This window comes from Hylemonella sp. P2_B10, assembly GCF_056404875.1.
Genome location: NZ_JBFUDE010000001.1, coordinates 1,388,803 through 1,409,810, shown reverse-complemented (window position 1 = coordinate 1,409,810; position 21,008 = coordinate 1,388,803). Strand labels below are relative to the sequence as shown.

Here is a 21,008-nt window from a genome sequence, read left to right as displayed (position 1 = left end):
CCTATTGGCCTGCGGGGTGCTGTGCGTTTGTTCCATTCCCTTTGCGCCCGCTCTGTGCTAACTTCTGCGCTGCTCAATCACCCAGGAGACGCAGCATGACAAGAAACCACACATTCACTGGCACGCCCCGCACCTTGCTGGCTGGTGTCTGCCTGGCCGCAACCGCGCTGCTGGCGCTGCCGGCGCTGGCGGCCGGCGGCGTCAAGGTCACGCCGCTGGGCGGCATCGAGGGCGAGTTCTGTCCGCAGGACCGCGCCCTGGTCTTTGAAGACCCCAACGGCACCCGCGTCCTGTACGACGCTGGCCGCACCGTGGCCGGCGCCAATGACCCGCGCCTGGGCAAGATCGACATCCTGCTGGTCAGCCACATGCACGGCGACCACCTGGGCAATGCGCACAACAAGGAGCCCAACGCCGGCTCCTGCGACAAGCCCGACACCTCGGTGTCGGCGCTGCCCAACTCGCTGTCGGTGAACATTGCGCTGGCCAAGAAGTCGGTCATCGTGGTGGGCAGCGACATGCCGCAGTTCTTCCAGGCCAAGCTGAAGGCCAATGGCGGCGACCCGGCCAATGTGCGGCTGGCGCGCTTTGGCGGCAGCGTGACGGTGGGCGGCGTGAAGGTCGCCACCGTGGCCGCGCTGCACAGCAATGGGCTGGACCCCGCCTACATCAGTGGCGACCTGGGCAAGCAGATGGCCGAGAACGGCATCTGGGGCGACGTCGGCCTGGCCACCGGCTACGTGCTGACCTTCAGCAACGGCCTGGTGGTCTACCTGTCGGGCGACACCGGCATCACCGCCGACCAGGACAAGGTGGTGAATGGCCACTACAAGGCCAAGCTGGCGGTGATGAACATCGGCGACGGCTTCACCACCGGCCCGAAAGAGGCCGCCTACGTCATCAACGACCTGGTCAAGCCCAACGCGGTGATCGCCTCGCACGCCAATGAGGTGGGCACCAAGGACGGCAAGGTGATTCCCGGCAACAAGACGGACACCTTTATCAAGGCCGTCAAGGTGCCCGTGCATGTGCCGCTGTCGGGCAAGACGATGGAGTTCGACGCCAACGCCAAGTGCACGGCGGGCTGCTGACGCGCCCGCCATGTCCACGCTGGAACGCGCCATCGCCATGGCGTCAGAGGCTCACGCTGGCCAGACCGACAAGGCTGGCCAGCCCTACATCCTGCACCCGCTGCGCGTGATGCTGCGCCTGCAAGGTGCGCACGAACGCATGGCCGGCGTGCTGCACGATGTGGTGGAGGACACGCCGGTCACCCTGGACCAGCTGGCCGCTGAGGGCTTCGATGCTGCCGTCCTGCAGGCCGTGGACGCGCTGACCAAGCGCCCTGGCGAAACCCGCATGCAGGCCGCTGCACGCGCTGCCCAACACCCGGTGGCGCTGCAGGTGAAGCTGGCCGACAACGCCGAGAACATGGACTTGAGCCGCATCGCCAACCCCACGGACAAGGACTTCGCGCGGCTGGAGGAGTACAAAGCGGTGCGCAAGCTGCTGCTGGCGGCGCTGCCAGCCGTCAGTCCCGCCGGTCTTTAACGCATCCGGTGCCGCACCACGCCTGGCCGAGGCGCCGCGGCGGCTTGGGCCGCCTGCGCCACCCGCGCCTGCAGCCGCGTGATCTGCGGCAGCTTCACTTCAATCCAGTCGGCCAGCGCCTGCACCTTCAGCGCCGCCTCCTTGCCCAGCGGCGTCAGGCTGTATTCCACATGCGGCGGCACCACCGGGTAGGCGGTGCGCAGCACCAGGCCGTCACCCTCCAGCCATTGCAGCGTCTGCGCCAGCATGCGCTCGTTGACGCCGCCCACCGAGCGGCGTAAATCGGAAAAGCGCGCGGTGCCGTCCAGCAGCACCACCAGCACCAGCACGCCCCAGCGGCTGGTCACGTGTTTCAACACCTCGCGCGAGGGGCATTCCGGCGCCATCAGGTCGCCACGCCGCAGCTTGGTGGTCAGCGCTTCAGGCGGGGCGTCCAGGGGCGCTGGGGCGGGCTTGCGGGCGGTGGTGGGTTTGGCGGCTTGCGGCATGGCGGTTTCCTTGGCGGCGCGCCCGCACGGTAACACTTACATCGGTGTGCGTACCTTACCTTGGCGTGCGTACTTACTAAAAGTAAGTTTAAACCGCAAACTTCGTTCTGTCTGTTTTTACTTGATCGAAGGAGTTGGAAATGATCGTTGTAACCGGGGCCACAGGCCAATTGGGGCGGCTGGTGATGGCCGAGCTGTTGAACAAGGGCGTGCCGGCGGAGAGAATCGCCGCCGTGGTGCGCAACCCCGCCAAGGCCGCCGACCTGGCTGCGCTGGGTGTGCAACTGCGCCAGGCCGACTACACGCAGCCCGAGGCGTTGGAGAAAGCCTTCCAGGGCGCTGACAAGCTGCTGTTCATCTCATCCAGCGAGGTGGGCTCGCGTCTGCCGCAGCACCGCAATGTGGTGGACGCGGCCAAGAAGGCCGGCGTGGGCCTGGTGGTGTACACCAGCATCCTGCGCGCCGACACGTCCAAGATCGGCCTGGCCGCCGAACACCGCGAAACCGAAGCGCTGCTGAAGGCGTCCGGCCTGCCGCACGCGCTGCTGCGCAACGGCTGGTACACCGAGAACTACCTGGCCAGCATCCCCCCGGCGCTGGCGCATGGCGCGTTCATCGGCAGCGCGGGCGAGGGTGTGATCTCGTCCGCCGCACGGGCCGACTACGCAGCGGCCGCCGCCGCTGTGCTGGCCAGCGACCAGCCACAAGCCGGCAAGGTGTACGAACTAGCCGGTGAGCCCGGCTACACGCTAACCGAGTTGGCCGCCGAGATCAGTCGCCAGTCCCGCAAGACCGTGCCCTATGTGAACCTGCGCCAAGCCGACTTCAAGGCCGCGCTGCTGGGCGCCGGCTTGCCCGAGGAGCTCGCTGAGTTGCTGGCGGATTCGGATGCCGCTGCTGCTAACGGTGCGTTGCAGGGCGAGGGTGCCACGCTTCGCGGGTTGATTGGCCGGCCCAGTACGCCACTGGCTGACTTGGTGAAGGTTGCGCTGGCGCAGTAGACGCGCGTTGCCGGTTGGCTGGCTGCCGACGCCTCTGGTGCGCGTGGCTACGCGAATGTCCCCCGGGCCTGCGGCCCTCCTCCTTGACTTCGCTCCGCCACGCGCCCCAGCGACATCGGGGCCGTGGGCATGCGTTGCGCCGAAATTCCGGACGCTACCAGATTCAACCGATAGGCAAGCAGGCGTCGACGAAACAAGGCACAACGCCGGATCAGGTCGTGGTGGCGTTCAGCGCAGCGGCATCAAGGAGGAGGGCCGAAGGCCCGGGGGACAGCCGCGGCGCTGAGCGCCGCCGCGGCCTGATCCCCGCAAACCATGCACGAACGAAAGGCCTTAATCCGCGCTGATCTTGCGACTCTCGATCAGCTTCTTCCAGCGCGCAAATTCAGCCGCCTGGAAGGCCGTGAACTGCTCGGGCGTGTTGCCCACGATCTCGAAGCCCAGCTCCAGCAGCTTGGCTTTGACGGCGGGGTCGTTCAGCGTCGCCACGATGGTCTCGTGCAGCTTGGCCTTGATAGGGGCCGGCAGGCCCTTGGGCGCGGCCACGGCCTGCCAGGACTGCACATTGGCCTCCTTGATGCCGTTTTCTTCCAGCGTTGGCACATTGGGCAGCAGCGGCGAGCGTTTGGCGCTGGTGATGGCCAGCGCGCGCAGCTTGCCGGCCGTGATCTGCGGCATGGCGGTGTTGATGTTCATGAAGGAAGACTCCACCTGGTTGCCCAGCAGGTCCGTCATCACCGGGCCGCCGCCCTTGTAGGGGATGTGCAGGCCGCTGGTGCTGGTCTGCTGCCAGAACAGCTCGGCCGTCAGGTGGTCGCTGCTGCCGTTGCCGCTGGATGCAAAGCTCATCTTGCCCGGGTTGGCCTTCAGGTAGGCGATGACGTCCTTCAGGCTCTGGTGCTTGGAGGCGGTGGGCACTACCAGCACGTTGGGGGCCTGCACCGCCACCGTGATGTAGTCAAAGTCGGTCAGCGCGTTGTAGGCGGTGGCCTTGATCAGGTGCGGGGCGATCACATAAGGACCGAGCGACGACACCAGGATGGTGTAGCCATCCGGCGCGGAACGCGCCACCTGGGCTGCGCCTATGGTGCCGGTGGCACCGGCCTTGTTGTCCACCACGAAGCTGCCGCCCAGCTTGTCGTGTAGCGGCGCCGACAGCGTGCGCGCGATCAGGTCGGTGGAGCCACCGGGCGGGAAGGGCACCAGCAGGGTGACCGTCTTGTCGGTCGGCCAGGCTGCGTGCGCCGCGCCGGCCAGGCACAGGCCGGCGGCCAGTGCACACAGGGGTTTGAGCAGTTTCATCGGGTTGTCTCCGTTGGGGTGTGAGGGAGGTCAGCCGGCACTTCAGGTTGGAAGCGGGGGCCCGGGAAACCGCCTTGAATGTAAACCGTTGTAAGACCGGGTGTCATAGTGGCTACCCTGAGGCCAAAGCCGCTAACATGCCTGCATGGCTAACATCACGGGCAAATACGGCAGCGGCTTTGCCGAAACCATCACCGGCACGGCGCAGAACGACAACGTCTGGCCGCTGGGCGGCTTTGACGTCGTCGACGGCGGTGCCGGCGTGGACACCGTGTATGTCGAGGCCCCCATGGCCAAGTTTGAGGTGCTGAACCTGTTTGGCACCTACTATGTGGACACCATTTCCGGGGCCAGCGCCATCAAGGACCAGACCACGCTGAAGAATGTGGAGCGGCTGGCGTTTTCCGACGGCAACCTGGCGCTGGACCTCGCCACCACGCAAGCCGCCGGCCAGACCGCGCTCCTGCTGGGGGCCGTGCTGGGCAAGAGCGCGCCCACCACCCAGCCGGTGCTGGTGGGGGCCTTCCTGCAGTTGTTCGGCGCCGGGCTGACGCTGCATGACCTGACTGCCTTCGTGATGACCTTGCCCATCTGGCAAGCCTTGGCCGGCGGCACCAGCAACCAGCAGATCGCCACTTACCTGCTGACCACCGCCAACGGCCATGCGCCGACGCCGGCCGAGTTGGCTGCCGCCGTTACCTCGCTGGGCACCGCGCCCACGGGCGACTTCCTGTACAACCTGACGCTGTCCAGCGCCAACCAGACGCAGGTCAACCTGGTGGGGCTGCAGCAGCACGGCTTGGTGTTTCTGTAGCTGGTCCAACAGCTGCTGCCCAAGCCTGGGCAGGGCGCGCCCCGCAGGCGTTAACGCGCCGTTTACATTTCAAAAGTGCTGTGTTAGGCTGCCCCGCAGGGTCAGACGGGTCGGGTATCGCATCCGGTCGCTCCTGAAAAGTTAGCAACAAGAAGAGTGTGGCTGTCCCTGTGGCTGGCCAAAAAAAGGGGTTCGAACATGGGTGCTGGGCGTTGGGCGGGCGCTGGTCTGCGCGCCGGGGCGGTGGCCTTGCTGTTGGCGGGCTGCGGCCCCGGGGTGAACAACGGTGACATGCCGTCGGGCTCGGCCGGCCAGGTCAAGCCGGTGGTGGTCAGCCCCATGAGCTTCTATGCCGCCTCGCGCGCGGCCGACCAGGTGAGCTTTGGCGCCACGCCGGCACTGGTGGCCGAGTTGTCCGCCAAGGGGTTGGACGCCTGGATCGCCGCGCAGTTCGCGCTGCCGCCCACGATCAGCGACGCGCCCAGCTATGTCATCAACTATGACATCAACAACCTGGCCGCCTCGATCCGCGGCAACATGTACGTCAGCGAAGAGTTCTTCCGCCGCGCTTTCACCGCACCCGACCAGCTGCGCCAGCGCGTGGCCTGGGCGTTGTTCTCGTACATCCCCACGGCCCAGGGGCAGGGCTATGGCCGGCTGTCGTACTACAACATGCTGATCGGCCAGGCGTTTGGCAACTACGCAGACCTGCTGCGCGCCGTCACCATCCACCCGATGATGGGTTTCTACCTGAACAACGAGCTGAACCGCCCGCCGTCACCGGAATGCTCGTGGTGCGCCCCCAACGAGAACTACGCGCGCGAGCTGATGCAGCTGTTCACCGTCGGCGTGGTGCAGCTCAACCTGGATGGCTCCACCGCGCGCGACGCCCAGGGCAAGGCCAAGGAAACCTACGCGCAAAAGGACGTCGAGGAGCTGGCCCGCGCGCTCACCGGCTGGACGCACACGCCCAGCGCCACGCCGTTGCCCGATTCCAACTGGGAAAACTTCGCCTACCCCATGGTGCCCGAGCAAAACCCGGCGTTGCATGACCGGGGTGCCAAGACGGTCATGGGCACCGTCATTCCCGCCGGCCTGGACGCCGCACAGGAACTGGAGGCGGTGATCGCGCTGCTGATGAAGCACCCCAACACCGCGCCCTTTGTCAGCCTGCGGCTGATCCAGCACCTGGTCACCAGCAACCCCACACCGGAGTACATCGCCCGCGTGGCGGCAGTGTTCCGCAACAACGGCCAAGGCGTGGCCGGCGACATGAAGGCGGTGTTGCGCGCGGTGCTGATGGATGCCGAGGCGCGCCGCGGCGACCAGCCCGGCGCGGACACCGCCCGCATCGGCAAGATCCGCGAGCCCATCCAATGGTTCACCGGGGTGATGCGCGGCATGGGCTGCAAGCAGCCCATCTACGGCCGGGGCAATGACGGCAACGTGTACCTGAACATGCCGCCCAGCCAGAACCCCGACCAACCACCCAGCGTGTTCTCCTTCTACCAGGCCACAGACCGCGCGCCTGGCAGCAACCTGCTGGCGCCGGAGCAGAAGCTGCTCAACACCCAGGAGCTGACCAACCGCTTGGGCAACCTGAACTGGGTGTTCACCAACAGCGACAACCCCATGGCGGCCAGCAACTACGCCAACTCCGGCTGCGACGTCGCCGCGCTGGGCAAGGCCTTCGCCCAGTCGCCCCAGGCTTTCATCGACTTGGTCAGCACGCGCTGGTTCCGTGGCGCCATGCCGGTCACGCTGCGCAATTTCCTGATGGGCCTGGCCACCGGCCAGCAAAGCTGGAGCACGCCGGACGAGGGTGCCTTGGTGCTGTTGCAGTTTGCGCTGACCAGCCCTTACTACGGGGTACAGCTATGAAGCGCAGAAGCTTTCTGGGGGCCGGTGGTGCCCTCACCGCATTGGGTGGGCTGGGCATGCTGGGCTCGCTGGCGCCTTCCAGCGCCGCCACCGGCGGCGACTACAAGGCGCTGGTGTGCCTGTTCCTGAACGGTGGCAACGACGGCAACAACACCCTGGTGCCCACGGACGCCGCCTACAACGACTATGCCGCCGCCCGGCCCATCCTGGCCCTGCCCCGGGAATCGCTGTCGGCCCTGAATGGCAGCAGCGCCGGCCACAGCTTTGGCGTGCACCCGGCGTTTGCGCCGCTGGCCAAGCTGTACAACCAGCAGCGCCTGGCCTGGATCGCCAACACCGGCCCGCTGGTGGTGCCGGCCACTGCGCGCCAGGTGATGGACCGCGCGGTGGCGGTGCCGCCCTTTCTGCTGTCGCACAGCGACCAGCAGGCCATGCAGCAGGGTTGGGGCGGCGACGCCGACGGCAGCGGCTGGGCCGGCCGTGCGCTGGAGCTGATGCCCAGCACGCTGGTCAACTCGCTCAACGCTGTCACCATGGACAACAACCGCACGCTGGTGCTGGGGCGCAGTTCGCGCGTATCGTTCATGAGCAACAACGGCGCCCGCAACTGGGGCCGGGCCGATCTGGCGCGCCCGCAGGACTACTGGGCGCAGACGCTGAACAACATGGCGCAATGGCAGTTCGCCAACGACTACCAGGCTGAGTACAGCCGCAGCTTTGGCGGCAGCGTGGCCGAGGCCACCATCCTGACCCAGGCCTTCCTGGCGGCCAAGCCGCCGCAGGCCAACTTCGGCAGCGACTACCTGGCCCAGAACCTGAGCGCACTGGCCTCGGTGCTGCCGGTGTTCAAGAGCATGGGCTACCGGCGTCAGATCTTCCTGGTCAACTGGGGCCAGTTCGACACCCACTACGGCCAGCGCGGCAACTCCGCGACCACGCAGGACGCCCAGCTCGACGTGTTGGCCAAAGCAGTGGCTGCCTTCGACCAAGCCAACCAGGCCGCGGGCCTGGACCTGGACGTGACGACGTTGATGATGAGCGACTTCGGCCGCACACTGCGCCCGGCCTCCGGCGCCGGCTCTGACCACGCCTGGGGCAACCACTGGTTCGCGCTGGGCGGTGCGGTGGCCGGCGGCCAGGTGCTGGGGCAGTTCCCCTCGCTGGTGCTGGGCGGGCCGGATGACTCCGACGAAGGCCGGGGCGGTCGCTTTGTGCCCACCACCGCCACCGACCAGGTGGGCGCCACGGTGATGCAGTGGCTGGGCCTGCCGGCCGCAGCGCGCGCCAGCGTGTTCCCCAATCTGGCCAACTTCCAGGTGAAGAACCTGGGTTTCATGAAGGCCTGAGCCCCGCATGACCGCACCCCAAGTCAACGGCACCGACAAGGTCGACATCTTCGACCAGCGCCAGACCAGCTCACCCAACGACTACATCGACTACCGCGCCCTGGCCGGAGACGACCTCATCACCCTCATCAATGGACAGGTGGTCGGCGGCGCGGGCAACGACACCATCACCAAGGCGGACACCACCAACTGGTGGCAAAAGGTGTCGGTGGCCTACTGGGACGCACCGGCCGGCGTCACCGTAGACCTGCGCGACGGCTATGCGCTGGACGGCTGGGGCACCAAGGACACGCTGGTCAACGTGGACGACGTCAACTCCGGCGGCTTCAACGACACGCTGTACGGCAACGACAAGGACAACCAGTTCTCCCCCGGCGGCGGCAAGGACGTGGTGGACGGCCGGGGTGGCATCGACTCGGTGGTGTTGCCCTGGCTGGGCAACGGGCCGGCCAGCTCGCTGTCCGATATCAACATCACCGTCTCCATTGACGGGCGCAGCGCCGTCATCACCTCTCCCAAGGCCAGCAACTTTCAGCTCACCCTGACCGATGTGGAGCGCTTCAAGCTCGATTGGCCGCTGGACTGGATGAACCTGTCGGATTTCATCAGCCCGCTGGACATGGCGCAAAAAGGCCTGGTGGGTGCTGATGCGCAGCGCTGGAACGCTGGCGCGGCATTGGGCACAACCGCCAAGTTGACGTTCAGCTTTGTCACCACCGCACCCAGCAGCGGCCCGGGCGCCACTGGCTTTCGCGCTTTCACCGATGCTGAGAAGCAGGCGGTGCGCGACATCCTGACCAGCGTCAGCGCGCTTGCCAACATCACATTCACGGAGGTGGCGGACAGCGGCGCCGCCGGCAGCCAGATGCGCTTTGGCGTCAGCCAGCAGGCGGCCACCAAGGGGGTTGCCTACCTGCCCGATGTGTCGAGCAGCAACACCAATGCCGGTGACGTGTGGATGGACGTCGAATCCATGCTGGCCCTCGCCCCCGGCAGCGAGGGCTATGCCGCACTGCTGCACGAGATCGGCCACGCCCTGGGCCTGCGCCACCCCCGCAATGTGGACGCCGGTGACGCCTGGGCCCAGCAGTGGCGCGCGCAGGACGATGTGACCGCCTTCACCGTGATGTCCGAAACCGCCTCCGGTGACGGCCTGTTTCGCGCCGACTGGGGCCCGATGGATGTGGCTGCGTTGCGCTACCTGTATGGCAGCAAGGGCATCAACAGCGGCGACAGCACCTACCGCGTGGGCGGCGCAGACGCCCAGGCCGAGCGCAGCATCGTCGACGATGGCGGCACCGACACCATCGACGCGCAGGACTCCAAGGTAGGCGTCTCCATAGACCTGACCGTCGGCCACCGCAGCAGCGTGGGCGTCACCGCTGCCGGCATCGCGGGTGTCAGCAACCTGGCCATTGCCGTTGGCAGCCAGATCGAGAACGCCGCCGGTTCCAATTTTGACGATGTGCTGCTGGGCAGCGCCACCGACAACCGGCTCGAAGGCCGCCTGGGCAACGACTGGCTGGACGGCGGCGCCGGCACCGACACGGCGGTGTTTGCCGGTGTCCGGGGCGACTACTTCATCACCACCAGTTATGGCAAGGTGTACGTGGCGGCGCGCGACGGCAGCGGTGGTTATGACACGCTGATCAACATCGAGAAATTGGCCTTCGGTGCCACCACGCTGACGCTGGGCAGCAGCGCGCTGGGTGCCGACGCCAACATCGCGCTGGACCAGAACACCCAGACCAGCGGCAACTTGCCAGACCCCAGTGACGAGGCGCGCAGCCTGGTGACCTACAAGCTCATCACCGCGCCGGCCCACGGCACGCTGACGCTGGCCGCCAACGGCAGCTACAGCTACCAGGCCACTGCGGGCTATGTGGGGGCCGACAGTTTCAGCTACACGTTGAGCGATGCCAAGGGCGGGTTCAATAGCTACATGGGCTTCGTCAAGGTGCAGGCGGTGGTGCAGCAACAGGCGCCGACACCGCTGACGCTGGCCGGCACCGCCAATGCCGACAGCCTGACCGGTGGTGACGGCAACGACAAGCTCACCGGCGCCGCCGGCAACGACACACTGGACGGCGGCGATGGCACCGATACAGCCGTCTACACCGGCAAGTTCAGCGACTACAAGCTGGCGGCCGGCAGCTCCACCGCCGCCGCCAGCACGCTGACCGACAATCGCAGCGCCAGCCCCAACGACGGCGTGGACAGGCTGACCAACATCGAGCGCCTGCAGTTCAGCGACGAGGGCCTGGCGCTGGATTTGGGCGTGTCACAGGCCGGCGGCAAGGCGGTGCTGATGATGGCCACGCTGCTGGGCCCCGGCTTCGTGCAAGACAAGGGCTATGCGGGCCTGTTCCTCAAATACTTCGACAGCGGCGCCTCGCTGCAGGACGGTGCCAACCTGCTGATCAGCTTCGGCCTGGTGGCGGCCTTTGCCGGCAGCGCGGACAACGCCAGCTTCGTCAAGTTCATCTACAACAACGTCAACGGCAGTGCGCCCGACGCCGCCACGCTGGCCGCGCTGGTGGCGCCGCTGAATGCCGGCACCACCACGCAAGCCGCCTGGATGGCCAGCATGGCCGCCTCCAGCGTCAACCAGCAGCATGTGCAGTTGACGGGGTATGCGCAGAGCGGGCTGGAGTTCGTCTAGCGCGGCTGCTGCCTTCTAGCCGAACACGGCTTGTTCCGTCAGCCCCAGCGTGGCCAGGTCATCGGCGCGCAGTGGCGCGTCCAGCGCGCAGAAAAAATCGTCCAGCTGCGGCGGCTTCACCGCCGTGCCCGCCAGCATGGCATGCGCCTGGCCGCGGTGGTGGATCTGGTGCTGGAACACATGCGCCAGCAGCCGGGTGCGGGTGTCGCGCTGCGTACGGTCGGGCCCCCGGTTGATCACCACCAGGCGTTCCATGTCCGCATCCACCAGTGCGTCGCAATAGGCCAGCAGCCGGGCGTCCACCGCGCGCTGCGCCTCGTACAGCACGGCGGCACTGGCGCAGGGCTCGCGGTCCTGGAAAAAATTGCGCGGGGCSGGGTGGGGTGGGTCGTCGCGCAGCTCGCGTTCCAGCGCGTCCATGTAGAACCAGTCCACCGTCAGGTTGTGGTTCAGCGTCGCCTTCAGGCTGGGGAAGAAGCTGGTGCGCGTGGCCTCGAAATCGGCCTGGCTGAGCTGAGCGCAGGCGCTGATCAACCGGTGGTTGGCCCACAGGTTGTTGCAGGCCATGGTGTGGAAATGGTGGGCGAGGGGGTTGCGGGTCGTGCTCATGGTGTGGGGCGGGTGGGGCGCAGTGGCCGTCGATTGTGCCCCTTCTTGCCCGCGATGACGTAACAACCGGGTTTCACTTTTCATGGCTTACCCCCTTGGCGCGCGTACGCACCCCAAGGCATACTTGGCGGACTATCCAAAAAACCCCTGCGCGCGCGGCCCCGCAGAGGCAACGGGGAGACAGCCGATGCTTCAACGCCTGATGGATCAAGCACGACAGTTCTGCTACCCCCTGGTTTCTTGCCGCCGCCTGGTGGTGACGCATGCCGCGTGCTGGGCCGTGCTGGCAGCGCTGCTGGCCGGGGTGCCTGCCGCCGGGGCCGCCCCCCTGGTGGTGGCGGTGTCGCGCACCCCTCTGTCGCTGCCGCTGTTCGTGGCGCAGGAAAACGGCTACTTCAAGGCCGAGGGCCTGGACGTGCAGCTGACCGAGTGCGTGGGCGGCCACCGCTGCCTGCGCCAGGTGCTGGACGGCCAGGCCGACCTGGCGACCAGCGGCGACCTGCCGATTGTGGTCAACAGCTTCAGCAACGCGAATTTCACCGTGCTTTGCACCTTCGTCAAGGCGCATGACGATGTGAAGCTCGTCACCCACGCGCGTGCTGCCATCAAGGCCAGCGCCGACCTGAAGGGCAAGCGCATCGGCGTGGTGATGGGCACGGCCGGGCAATACTTCCTGGAGCTGTTCCTGCTGAAGGAAGGGGTGGACTCGCACAGCCTCACGCTCGTGGCCATGCAGCCCGAGGACATGACGGCGGCGCTGCAGTCGGGCAAGGTGGACGCGGTGTCCATCTGGCAGCCCTACGCCCATCTGGCGCAGAAGGCGCTGGGCCCGGCCGGCCATGTGCTGCCCGGCGGCAGCGCCTACATCCAGACCTTCAACCTGGTGGCGCACCGCAAGCTCACCGGAACGCGTGACGCCGAGCTGGCCAAGGTGCTGCGCGCGCTGCAGCGGGCCGAGCGCTTCATCCTCGAGCAGCCGGCCGAAGCCAAGGGCCTGTTGTCGCGCCGGCTGGCGCTGGACGCCGGCTTTGTCGACAACGTGTGGCCGGGACTGAGCTACCGCCTGGGGCTGGACCAGTCGCTGATCGCCACCATGGAAGGCGAGGCGCGCTGGGCCACCCGCGAAGGCCATGTGCAAGGGGGCGTGAAGCCCAACTTCCTGCAGTTGCTGTACCCGGCGCCGCTCAGGAGCGTGAAGCCGGACGCGGTGACGGTGGCGCGTTGACGGACTGAACAAGCATGCGCATACGCACCCTCCTGCTGGCTGCCACCATGGCCTCTGCGGCCCTGGGTCTGGGAGCCGTGGTGGCCGTGGTGCAGGCAGGCCGTGAAGAGTTGCGCACCAACGCCGTGCGCACGCAAGCGCAGGTGATGGCGCATGAGGTCTCCGGCCTGCTGGTGCTGACGCAAGACTACGCCCGCCACGCCGAGCCGCGCGCTGCCGAGCAGTGGCGCCGGCGCCATGCGGCCATTGCCGGCGTGCTCAGCCAGGGGGCCACGGCACCGGACGCCCCCTCGGTGCTCAACGAGTTGCGCAGCGTCAGCAGTGCGTTGCCCGAGCTGTTCAGCGCGTTGGAAAAGGTGCCCACCGATGGCTCGGCGTTCAGCCTGCGCCGCAAGGAGGTGCTGCTGGACCAGTTGCTGACCAGCACCCAGGCCATGAGCGACTATGCCTACCAGTGGTACCAGGACACGTCGCAGGCGCGCCAGCTGGCCGACGAGCGTTTCCAGGTGTATGCCTTTGCTACGGTGACGGGCATGTTGCTGCTGCTGTTGTTGCTCGTGGTGCTGGTCTTCAAGCGCGTGCTGGGGCCGCTGCAGCGTTTGGACGAAGCCACGGTGGCCATCAGCCGGGGTGAATTGCCGCCGCTGCTGCACAGCACCAAACAGGATGAGATGGGTGACCTCAAGCGCCGCTTCGACCAGATGACGCTCAGCCTGGCGCGCAGCAGCCAGCAACTGCAGCAGTCCGAGAAGCGCCTGCGCATGATGGCCGATAACCTGCCCACGCTGATCGCCTACATCGACCGCGAGGGGCGTTACCAGTTCGTCAACGACCAGTTCCACCGCATGTTCGGGCTGGACCCTGCCGCCCTGCAGGGCCGCACGGTGGCCGAGGCCCTGGGCCCAGCAGCCTATGCACCGCTGCAGCAGCGGCTGGAAGCGGCGCTGGCTGGCGAGCGCCAGCGCTTCGAGCGCGTCAGCGAGATCGGCGGGCGCGAACGCTGTCTGTTGACCGACTACATCCCCGACCTGGCCGAAGATGGCAGTGTCAGCGGCATTTTCGCCATGGCGCTGGACATCACCGACCGCAGGCAAGGCGAGCTGCTGCGCGAGCAGAGCGAGCAGCGCCTGCGCGCCATCACCAACAATATCCCCGCGCTGGTTGGGCACTTCGACGCCCAAGAACGCTGCCTGTTCGCCAACGAGACCATCCTGAAGCTGCGCGACATCGCCCCTGAGGACGCCCGCCGGCACACGCTGCACAGCGGCCTGGGCGACGAAAACTACGCGCTGCACGAGCCGTTCGTGCGCCGCGTGCTGCAGGGCGAGGCCTGCGGTTTCGAGGGGCGGGTGCAGCGCGACGGCAAGGACGTGTACTTCCAGGCCCACCTGGTGCCCGACCGCGGCGCCCAGGGCCAGGTGCAGGGTTTCTTCCTGATGTCGTTCGACGTCACCCGCGTGCGCCGGGCCGAGGTGGCCCGCAAGCGCAGCGAGGAGCGGCTGCGCCAGATCACCGACAACCTGCCGGTGCTGATCGGTTATTTCGACAAGGGGCTGCAAGTGGAGTTTGCCAATGCCACTTACGGGGCCTGGATGGGCGCCGATCTCAGCTCCAAGCTGGGCCAGCACGTCAGCGACTTCATCGGGCCGGCGCTGTTTGAGGCCAGGAAGACCTACATCGCCCGGGCCCTGGCCGGTGAGCGGGTGGAGTTCGAGAGCGAGCTGCCCGCTGGTCGCGAAGGCAGTGAGCCCCGGTCCTTGAGCACCGTGTTCATCCCCGATTTCGACGCCGATGGCGCGGTGCAGGGCTTTTATGCGCTGAGCTCGGACATCTCGGCCATCAAATCCTACGAGCGCCAGCTGATGGCCATGGCCCGGGTGGACACCTTGACCGGGCTGCCCAACCGCCTGCAGTTCAATGAGCGCATGGCCGAGACGCTGGAGCGCACCCGGCGCAACGGCGGCGCCTTGGCGCTGATGTTCCTGGACGTGGACCGCTTCAAGTCCATCAACGACACGCTGGGCCACGCGGCCGGCGACATCGTGCTGAAGGAGTTCGCCAAGCGTGTGCGTGGCAGCGTGCGCCAGGTCGACCGGGTGGCACGGCTGGCGGGCGACGAGTTCGTGGTGGTGCTGGAGGGGCTGCATGGCCGCGACGAGGCGTCCGCCGTGGCGCGCAAGATCGTGAATGCCGTGTCCCTGCCCATGGACCTGGACGGCCAGACGCTGCTGGCCACCACCAGCGTGGGCATCGCCTACGTGGAGCCGGGCGCCGCGGCCGTTTCCGCGGCCGAGCTGCTGGGCCGGGCCGACGCGGCGCTGTACGAGGCCAAGCGCGCTGGCCGCAACACCTTTCACCTGGCATGAACCTTTTCTTACCACGCACTCACGTCGCGCGCGCGCTGCTGGCGCTGTTGCTGTTCACTGCGGCGGCAGCGCAATCTCAGCCGCTGAGGCTGGCGGTCTCCAAGGGGCCGGTATCGCTGGCGTTCTATGTCGCCCAGGCCAAGGGCTATTTTCAGCGCGAGTCGGCGGACGTGGTCATCCAGGACTGCAGCAGCGGGCGCAACTGCATGGCTTTGCTGGCTGGTGGCAACGCCGATGTGGCCACCGCCGCCGATGTGCTGACGGCCTTGAGTGGCTTCACCCGCTCGGACCTTCTGGTGATCGCCACCATCAGCACCTCGTCGCATCAGATCAAGCTGGTGGGCCGGCGCAGCGCTGGCCTGGAAGACCCGCAGCAACTGCGCGGCAAGCGTGTGGGAACGGCGCCCGGCACCTCGGCCCACTATTTTCTGGACAGCTGGCTGGTCTTCCAGGCCATCGACCCCAGCGCCGTGACCCTGGTGCCCCTGGCACCCGATGCCCTGCCCGGCGCCTTGCAGCGGCGCGAGGTGAACGCCATTGCCATCTGGGAGCCCTTGGCCAGCAACGCACTGCTGGTGCTGGGCAGCGATGGCCTCATGCTGCCCAACCCGCGCATCTACACCCAGCACTTCAACCTGATCACCAGCCAGGGGGCCACCAAGAACCGCCGGTCCGAGCTCTCCAAAATGCTTCAGGCCCTGCTGCGTGCGCAGCAGTTCATACGCGACGAGCCGGCAGAGGCGGCCCAGATATTGGCCAACCGCATGATCACAGACCTGCCCACCGCCCAGGCGCAGATGAAGGAACATGATTTCCGCCTGCGTCTGGACCAGTCGCTGGCCAGCACGCTGAGCAGCCAGATCCGCTGGGTGTCGCAGTCCGGACTGGTGAAGCAAGGCAGTGCGCCGCCCAATCCGCTGCAACTGGTGGAGCCGGCGTTGCTGCGCGAGGTGTCGCCCAAGTCGGTGGACTTGGTCAAGTAGCGGCTTGCCGCCCGCATCCGCCACCGGTGCGTTGCGGTGAATGAGACAAAATAGGCCGCATGCGGTTTACAAAAATCCCGGGATGCCTGCAGGTCAGGTGGAGCGCCATTGAGCACGGGCGCTGAAGACAGGCGTCTGGCGCTTGGGTTGCTGGTCTCGCTGGTGGTCCATGGGCTGCTGCTGAGCCTGACCTTGGCCGGCCAGGGCTTGGGGCTGCCGAGCTTCGACTTCCTGAGGCAGGACAGGCGGGTGGAGGCGGCTGACCTGCGCGTCGTGCTCGATCCCGTACCCGCGCCAGCGCCGACGTCGGTGCCGGTGCCGGTCCCGGTCCCTGGCCCTGGACCTGCCTCTGTCCAGGTGGCAGAGGTCGCCAAGGAACAGCCGGCAGCGGTCGGTGGGGCCGAGCCCTCCTCCTGGGAGACCCCTGTTTCAACCCCGGGAGAATTCGTCGCAGCGATCTTGCCGCCAGCCGAGTCATCCGAAGAGGTGCCTGCGAAAACAAGCCCTGCCGCCGCTGCGAACCTTGCCGCGGCAGTGGCCCCACAGGCTCTCCCTGTCGCCCGCGCCACACCCGTCACCCCGGTGCGCCCCGCCGCGCCCCCTTTGGGCGCCGAACAGCCTGATGACAAGACGCCTCCCCCCGCGCCGACTGCGGAGGTGATGGCCTTGGCGCAGGTGGATCGGTCGACCTGGGCCGTGCCCGCCACGCCGCCGGCCTCCGCAACCGCCGTAGCGGCAGCGCCAAGCGCCTCGAGCCCGCAGGCCGCAGAGCCGCCGCAGCCTGTGGCCGACGACACTGCACAGGAACGCGCCCAGGAGCTTGCCAGGCGCAACCGCGCCAGAGAGGAAGCGCAACAGCGGCAGGCCCAGCAGCTGGAGGCCGAGCGCCAGGAGGCCGCGCAACAGGCGGCGGCCCAGCAGGCGGCGGTGCAGCAAGAAGCGGCGCGGGCCGAGACCGCCCGGCAGGAAACGGCACGACAGGAAGCGGCACGACAGGAAGCAACGCGTCAGCAGGTGGCCCAGGCTGAGACCGTGCGGCTGGAGTCTGAGCGCCAGGCTGCGGCGCGGCAGGAAGCCGCGCGACAGGAAGCGGCCCGTCAGGCCGCCGCCAAGCAGGAAGCGGCACGGCAAGAGGCCGCACGACAGGAAGTTGCCCGTCAGGCTGCGGCCAAGCAAGAGGCAGCGCGGCAAGAGGCGGCCAGGCAAGAAGCCGCACGGCAAGAGGCTGCGCGACAGGAGGCCGCCCGTCAGGCCGCCGCTAAGCAGGAGGCGGCGCGACAAGAAGCAGCACGGCAGGAAGCAGCACGGCAGGAAGCAGCACGGCAGGAAGCGGTACGGCAAGAAGCCGCGCGACAAGACGCCTCGCGGCAAGAGACGGCGCGCCAGGAGGCGGCGCGTCAAGAAGCAGCACGACAAGAGGCTTCGCGCCAGGAAGCTGCACGGCAGGAGACAGCACGGCAAGAAGCCGCCCGCAAGGCAGCAGCACCCACCGACGAAGAAAAGCGCGAAGCCAGGCTTCAGGCCATAGGCCGGCAGCTGAACGAAGAGGCCGACCGGCGCGACGCGGCCGCGCGCCGCTCACCCCAAGCCAGCGGTGTGCGTCGCGCCCGGCTTTTCGGCCACACCGACCCCAATGCCGACCTCATCCTGTACGCCGAAGCCTGGGCCCGCAAGATCCAGCTGAACATGACGTTCGACATGGCGCGCGAAGCAGCCAAGCAGCCGCACACCGATCCCATCGTCACCGTGGCCGTTCGCAGCGATGGGTCGGTGGAGTCGGTGGTCTTCGTCCGCTCCAGCGGTGTGGCCGCACTGGACGACGCCATACGCCGCATCGTGCAGAGCCAGGCACCTTACGAGGCGTTCCCGCCCGGCCTGCTGCGCGAGTATGACGTGGTCGAGATCCGTCGGACCTGGCACTTCGACATGGCGGTCCGGTTGTTCTGATCACTCCGACGGGGCCTGGTCCCATGCACGGTGCGCACGCCACCCGCCCGATGCGCGGACAGGACTGTGGGACAAGTTATGCGGCTGGCTTGAACAACGCCCCCCGGCCCGCTCTTTGAGAATTGACGCCATGCCCCGTCGTGCTGGATTGAACAGATCCGCATCGGGCGCAACATGGCGTGATGCGGGTCAAGTGCTGCTTCGCGCCACCTCATGACCACTTGACCACTGAAGGGATGTTTAAAAATGACTCAATCTGTTGCCACCCACTCGCCCTACGCCCGGGTGATAGAAAACTCCAAGCGCGTGCGCTGGGACATCGACAAGGACGTGATCCGCGGGCGGCGGTTCAACCTCAACGCCACCTTCCTGCCAGCCGGCCTGTCGCTGGTGAACGAGCTGGATTTCCTCACGCCCGCCGATCGGCGCCTGCTCAGCCAGGTGCAGGGCCGCAGCTATGCCTACATCTTTGGCCTGGTGGAGCGCTTCATCGGTGCCAAGGTGACCGAGATCAGCGCCCAGCACGCGCTGGGTGACCAGGCCGCGTTCGAGGCCCTGGTCCGCATGACCGACGAGGAACTCAAGCACCAGGAGCTGTTCCGTCGCATGGAAGAGATGATGGCCCAGGCCATGCCCAAGGGCTATGTGCCGGCGGCTGAGCCCAATGCGGTGGCCTCCGTGGTGCTGGGCAAGAGCACCTGGGCGGTGCTGGCCCTGACGCTGGACATCGAGCTCTTCACGCTGGCCCACTACCGCGCCAGCATCCAGCCGCAGGATGATCTGTGCGAGCTGTGGAAGGATGTGTTTCTGTTTCACTGGAAGGAAGAATCGCAGCACGCGCTGCTGGACGAGCTGGAATTCCTGCGCGAGGACGCGCGCCTGAGCGCCGACCAGCGCGACGTGGCCGTGGGCGACCTGATCGACCTGGTGGTGGCCGTCGACGGCATCCTGCAGGTTCAGGCCAAGGCCGACGCCCGCTACTTCTGCGCCAACGCCGCACACCCGTATTCGGACGAGCAGCGCACTGCGGTGAGTGACCTGATACTCAAGGCCTACCGCTGGCAGTACATCGTCTCGGGGGTGATGCAGCCGAAGTTCCAGAAGGTGTTGTTTGGCACCCTCAGCGACGCGCAGGCCGAGCGGGTGAAGACGGCGCTGGCCCCGCTGCAGTATGCGGTGCCCCAGGTGCCCACCACCGTGTGCCAGCCGGGCGCTGCTGTCGCCGCTTAGGCCGGCACGGTCGCCGCGGCCTGGTTGTGCTCACGCCGCCAGGCCGCTGGCGGCATGCCGAATTCGCGCTTGAAGGCGCGGCTGAACGCCGCGTCTGTTTCGTAGCCGACTTCCAGCGCGATGTTCAGCATGTTCAGCGAACTGCGGCGCACCAGGTTGGAGGCCAGCGCCATGCGCCACTTGGCCAGGTACTGCATGGGGGTTTGGCCCACATAGTGGGTAAACCTTTCCGCCAGCACGGAGCGCGACGTGCCCACCTCGCGCGCCAGGCCCTCCAGCGTCCAGGGCCGCTCGGGCCTGGCGTGCATCAGGGCCATGCACTTGCCCACGATGCCGTCGCGCAGGCCGGCGAACCAGCCGGTCTGCCCGTCGGTGATCTGCGAGATGTAGCGGCGCAGGGCCTCGACCACCAGCACCTCGGACAGCTTGGCCAGCACGCCCTCACCCCCGGGCGCCGTGGCACCGGCCTCAGCCAGCGCGTAGAGGAAACAGTTCTCCAGCCAGTCGGTCTGGCCACCGCCCCGCGTGCTGACCACCACCACCCGGGGCAGCGCCTCGAGCACGGGCCGGCACAGGATGGGATCGCAGGCTAGGTAGCCGCAGATGAAATGCGTCAACGCCCCGCCGCCGCCCATTTCAAGCTGGCCGGACTTCTCAAGCACCATTTGCTGCACGTTCAGCAGCGAGGCCGGGTCCGCCCACAGCGACGAGCCCATGGTGTGGGCATCACCCTGCGGGAAGAGGATGACATCACCGGCCTTCAACTGCACCGGCGCCATGCCCTCCAGCTGCACCGTGCAGGCGCCCTCCACCAGGAAGTGGTAGACCAGCAGCCGGCTGGAGCCCAGACGCAGCTGCCTGGCGCCCGATGCGGCGTCCGGCGCCGCGAAGCTCCAGGGCGCGGTGAACTTCGCGTTGAAGAAGACGGCGCCGTTCAACTGAACGACTTTCAATACTTCAGACAAGGCATCCATAGCGTTCGCCCGTTCCTGGTTTGTGCAAATGTTACAGGCGGCGCCAGGAATTGAACAGGCGGCCTCGCCACGCCGGCACAGCGCCGGCTCAGGGCGCAGATTGTCGGTGCTGCGGGGCCGCTTGCCTTGACCAACTCACCGGAAAATTTGCCACAGTGTCCGCCCGCCCCGGGCGGGGGGCGTGGCGTGGGGCGTGGCGCAGGCCGGCGCGGTTGGAGACCCCACATAATCGGGGTCATGCCCCAAGACCACCTCACACCCCGCCAGACCGTGCTGGCCTGGCTGGATGCCTTCAACCGCATGGACGTGGAGGCGCTGGCCGCCTTGTACGCGGCCGATGCCGTCAACCACCAGGTGGCCGAGTCACCGGTGACCGGCCGTGAGGCGATACGTCAGATGTTTGCCGACGGCTTCGCCTCGGCCACCATGGTGTGCATCATGGAAAACCTGTTCGAGGACGGCCAGTGGGCCATGCTGGAGTGGCGCGACCCGCTGGGCTTGCGGGGCTGCGGCTTCTTCCAGGTGGTGCAAGGGCAGATCGTGTTCCAGCGAGGCTATTGGGACAAGCTGAGCTTCCTGCGCTCGCAGGGGTTGCCGCTGCCCACGGCCTGAGGCGAGCCGCCGCCGGC

General features: G+C 67.3%; 17 protein-coding genes. 13 read left to right on the top strand and 4 right to left on the bottom strand.

Translation table 11 applies throughout. From position 1 onward, the window contains the following. Positions 1-95: 95 nt before the first annotated feature. Together AC1DX2_RS06610 and AC1DX2_RS06605 are read left to right on the top strand one after the other, a co-directional pair. Complete coding sequence (locus AC1DX2_RS06610) at positions 96-1,091, top strand: MBL fold metallo-hydrolase (protein WP_477195492.1); 996 nt, start codon at positions 96-98, stop codon at positions 1,089-1,091. Between the two features lie 10 nt (positions 1,092-1,101). Then, positions 1,102-1,551 (top strand): HD domain-containing protein, encoded by a 450-nt coding sequence (locus AC1DX2_RS06605; RefSeq protein WP_477195491.1) that lies wholly within the window; start codon positions 1,102-1,104, stop codon positions 1,549-1,551. Here AC1DX2_RS06605 and AC1DX2_RS06600 read toward each other — a convergent pair. Then, positions 1,548-2,039 carry a winged helix-turn-helix transcriptional regulator gene (locus AC1DX2_RS06600; protein ID WP_477195490.1) on the bottom strand — a complete coding sequence of 164 codons (492 nt, stop codon included), beginning with the start codon at positions 2,037-2,039 and terminating at the stop codon, positions 1,548-1,550. The two genes, AC1DX2_RS06605 and AC1DX2_RS06600, sit on opposite strands and share 4 nt — an antisense overlap. A gap of 140 nt (positions 2,040-2,179) precedes the next feature. On the opposite strand from AC1DX2_RS06600, the gene AC1DX2_RS06595 reads away from it, so the two are divergent. Further along, positions 2,180-3,040, top strand: a complete 861-nt coding sequence (locus AC1DX2_RS06595; protein WP_477195489.1) for an SDR family oxidoreductase — start codon at positions 2,180-2,182, stop codon at positions 3,038-3,040. A gap of 333 nt (positions 3,041-3,373) precedes the next feature. Here the strand turns inward: AC1DX2_RS06595 and AC1DX2_RS06590 are convergent, their stop codons facing one another. Continuing rightward, positions 3,374-4,342 (bottom strand): Bug family tripartite tricarboxylate transporter substrate binding protein, encoded by a 969-nt coding sequence (locus AC1DX2_RS06590; protein ID WP_477195488.1) that lies wholly within the window; start codon positions 4,340-4,342, stop codon positions 3,374-3,376. A 145-nt stretch (positions 4,343-4,487) separates the two neighbouring features. Between AC1DX2_RS06590 and AC1DX2_RS06585 the strand changes: the two genes are divergently transcribed. The 4 genes from AC1DX2_RS06585 (at position 4,488) to AC1DX2_RS06570 (ending at position 11,045) form a co-directional block, all read left to right on the top strand. After that, positions 4,488-5,156, top strand: coding sequence for a hypothetical protein (locus AC1DX2_RS06585; protein ID WP_477195487.1), 669 nt, complete (start codon positions 4,488-4,490; stop codon positions 5,154-5,156). A 198-nt stretch (positions 5,157-5,354) separates the two neighbouring features. Then, positions 5,355-7,037, top strand: coding sequence for a DUF1800 domain-containing protein (locus tag AC1DX2_RS06580; protein ID WP_477195486.1), 1,683 nt, complete (start codon positions 5,355-5,357; stop codon positions 7,035-7,037). Continuing rightward, entirely contained in the window at positions 7,034-8,383 is a 1,350-nt protein-coding gene (locus tag AC1DX2_RS06575; RefSeq protein WP_477195485.1) for a DUF1501 domain-containing protein, read from the top strand. Before AC1DX2_RS06580 ends, AC1DX2_RS06575 begins: the two co-directional genes overlap by 4 nt. A gap of 7 nt (positions 8,384-8,390) precedes the next feature. Next, positions 8,391-11,045 carry an Ig-like domain-containing protein gene (locus AC1DX2_RS06570; RefSeq protein WP_477195484.1) on the top strand — a complete coding sequence of 885 codons (2,655 nt, stop codon included), beginning with the start codon at positions 8,391-8,393 and terminating at the stop codon, positions 11,043-11,045. 15 nt (positions 11,046-11,060) lie between these two features. Here AC1DX2_RS06570 and AC1DX2_RS06565 read toward each other — a convergent pair whose 3' ends face one another. After that, the gene (locus AC1DX2_RS06565; protein ID WP_477195483.1) at positions 11,061-11,654 is read right to left on the bottom strand and encodes a DinB family protein; all 594 of its coding nucleotides are present in this window, start codon (positions 11,652-11,654) and stop codon (positions 11,061-11,063) included. A 187-nt stretch (positions 11,655-11,841) separates the two neighbouring features. On the opposite strand from AC1DX2_RS06565, the gene AC1DX2_RS06560 reads away from it, so the two are divergent. From AC1DX2_RS06560 to AC1DX2_RS06540, 5 genes are all read left to right on the top strand, one after another. Next, a complete protein-coding gene (locus AC1DX2_RS06560; protein ID WP_477195482.1) occupies positions 11,842-12,879 on the top strand; it encodes an ABC transporter substrate-binding protein in 1,038 nt (345 codons plus the stop codon). A 14-nt stretch (positions 12,880-12,893) separates the two neighbouring features. Next, on the top strand, positions 12,894-15,245 hold the full coding sequence (locus tag AC1DX2_RS06555; RefSeq protein ID WP_477195481.1) for a PAS domain-containing protein: 2,352 nt from the start codon (positions 12,894-12,896) through the stop codon (positions 15,243-15,245). Continuing rightward, the gene (locus AC1DX2_RS06550; protein ID WP_477195480.1) at positions 15,242-16,228 is read left to right on the top strand and encodes an ABC transporter substrate-binding protein; all 987 of its coding nucleotides are present in this window, start codon (positions 15,242-15,244) and stop codon (positions 16,226-16,228) included. The genes AC1DX2_RS06555 and AC1DX2_RS06550 overlap by 4 nt, the downstream gene beginning before the upstream one ends. A gap of 108 nt (positions 16,229-16,336) precedes the next feature. Next, positions 16,337-18,175 carry a TonB family protein gene (locus tag AC1DX2_RS06545; RefSeq protein WP_477195479.1) on the top strand — a complete coding sequence of 613 codons (1,839 nt, stop codon included), beginning with the start codon at positions 16,337-16,339 and terminating at the stop codon, positions 18,173-18,175. Positions 18,176-18,421: 246 nt separating this feature from the next. Then, entirely contained in the window at positions 18,422-19,405 is a 984-nt protein-coding gene (locus AC1DX2_RS06540) for a hypothetical protein (RefSeq protein ID WP_477195478.1), read from the top strand. Here the strand turns inward: AC1DX2_RS06540 and AC1DX2_RS06535 are convergent. Beyond that, on the bottom strand, positions 19,402-20,379 hold the full coding sequence (locus AC1DX2_RS06535) for an AraC family transcriptional regulator (protein ID WP_477195477.1): 978 nt from the start codon (positions 20,377-20,379) through the stop codon (positions 19,402-19,404). The two genes, AC1DX2_RS06540 and AC1DX2_RS06535, sit on opposite strands and share 4 nt — an antisense overlap. A gap of 237 nt (positions 20,380-20,616) precedes the next feature. Here AC1DX2_RS06535 and AC1DX2_RS06530 point away from each other — a divergent pair, with 237 nt between their 5' ends. Beyond that, positions 20,617-20,991: a nuclear transport factor 2 family protein gene (locus AC1DX2_RS06530; protein WP_477195476.1), complete on the top strand. Its 375-nt coding sequence runs from the start codon at positions 20,617-20,619 to the stop codon at positions 20,989-20,991. Positions 20,992-21,008: the final 17 nt, after the last annotated feature.

What these genes read in the sequence shown, in the direction of transcription:
- AC1DX2_RS06530 (WP_477195476.1), top strand. Translation starts at nt 20,617, where the DNA reads ATGCCCCAAGACCACCTCACACCCCGCCAGACCGTGCTGGCCTGGCTG.
- AC1DX2_RS06550 (WP_477195480.1), top strand. Translation starts at nt 15,242, where the DNA reads ATGAACCTTTTCTTACCACGCACTCACGTCGCGCGCGCGCTGCTGGCG.
- AC1DX2_RS06575 (WP_477195485.1), top strand. Translation starts at nt 7,034, where the DNA reads ATGAAGCGCAGAAGCTTTCTGGGGGCCGGTGGTGCCCTCACCGCATTG.
- AC1DX2_RS06560 (WP_477195482.1), top strand. Translation starts at nt 11,842, where the DNA reads ATGCTTCAACGCCTGATGGATCAAGCACGACAGTTCTGCTACCCCCTG.
- AC1DX2_RS06600 (WP_477195490.1), bottom strand. Translation starts at nt 2,039, where the DNA reads ATGCCGCAAGCCGCCAAACCCACCACCGCCCGCAAGCCCGCCCCAGCG.
- AC1DX2_RS06610 (WP_477195492.1), top strand. Translation starts at nt 96, where the DNA reads ATGACAAGAAACCACACATTCACTGGCACGCCCCGCACCTTGCTGGCT.
- AC1DX2_RS06590 (WP_477195488.1), bottom strand. Translation starts at nt 4,342, where the DNA reads ATGAAACTGCTCAAACCCCTGTGTGCACTGGCCGCCGGCCTGTGCCTG.
- AC1DX2_RS06585 (WP_477195487.1), top strand. Translation starts at nt 4,488, where the DNA reads ATGGCTAACATCACGGGCAAATACGGCAGCGGCTTTGCCGAAACCATC.
- AC1DX2_RS06570 (WP_477195484.1), top strand. Translation starts at nt 8,391, where the DNA reads ATGACCGCACCCCAAGTCAACGGCACCGACAAGGTCGACATCTTCGAC.
- AC1DX2_RS06555 (WP_477195481.1), top strand. Translation starts at nt 12,894, where the DNA reads ATGCGCATACGCACCCTCCTGCTGGCTGCCACCATGGCCTCTGCGGCC.
- AC1DX2_RS06540 (WP_477195478.1), top strand. Translation starts at nt 18,422, where the DNA reads ATGACTCAATCTGTTGCCACCCACTCGCCCTACGCCCGGGTGATAGAA.
- AC1DX2_RS06595 (WP_477195489.1), top strand. Translation starts at nt 2,180, where the DNA reads ATGATCGTTGTAACCGGGGCCACAGGCCAATTGGGGCGGCTGGTGATG.
- AC1DX2_RS06605 (WP_477195491.1), top strand. Translation starts at nt 1,102, where the DNA reads ATGTCCACGCTGGAACGCGCCATCGCCATGGCGTCAGAGGCTCACGCT.
- AC1DX2_RS06580 (WP_477195486.1), top strand. Translation starts at nt 5,355, where the DNA reads ATGGGTGCTGGGCGTTGGGCGGGCGCTGGTCTGCGCGCCGGGGCGGTG.
- AC1DX2_RS06535 (WP_477195477.1), bottom strand. Translation starts at nt 20,379, where the DNA reads ATGGATGCCTTGTCTGAAGTATTGAAAGTCGTTCAGTTGAACGGCGCC.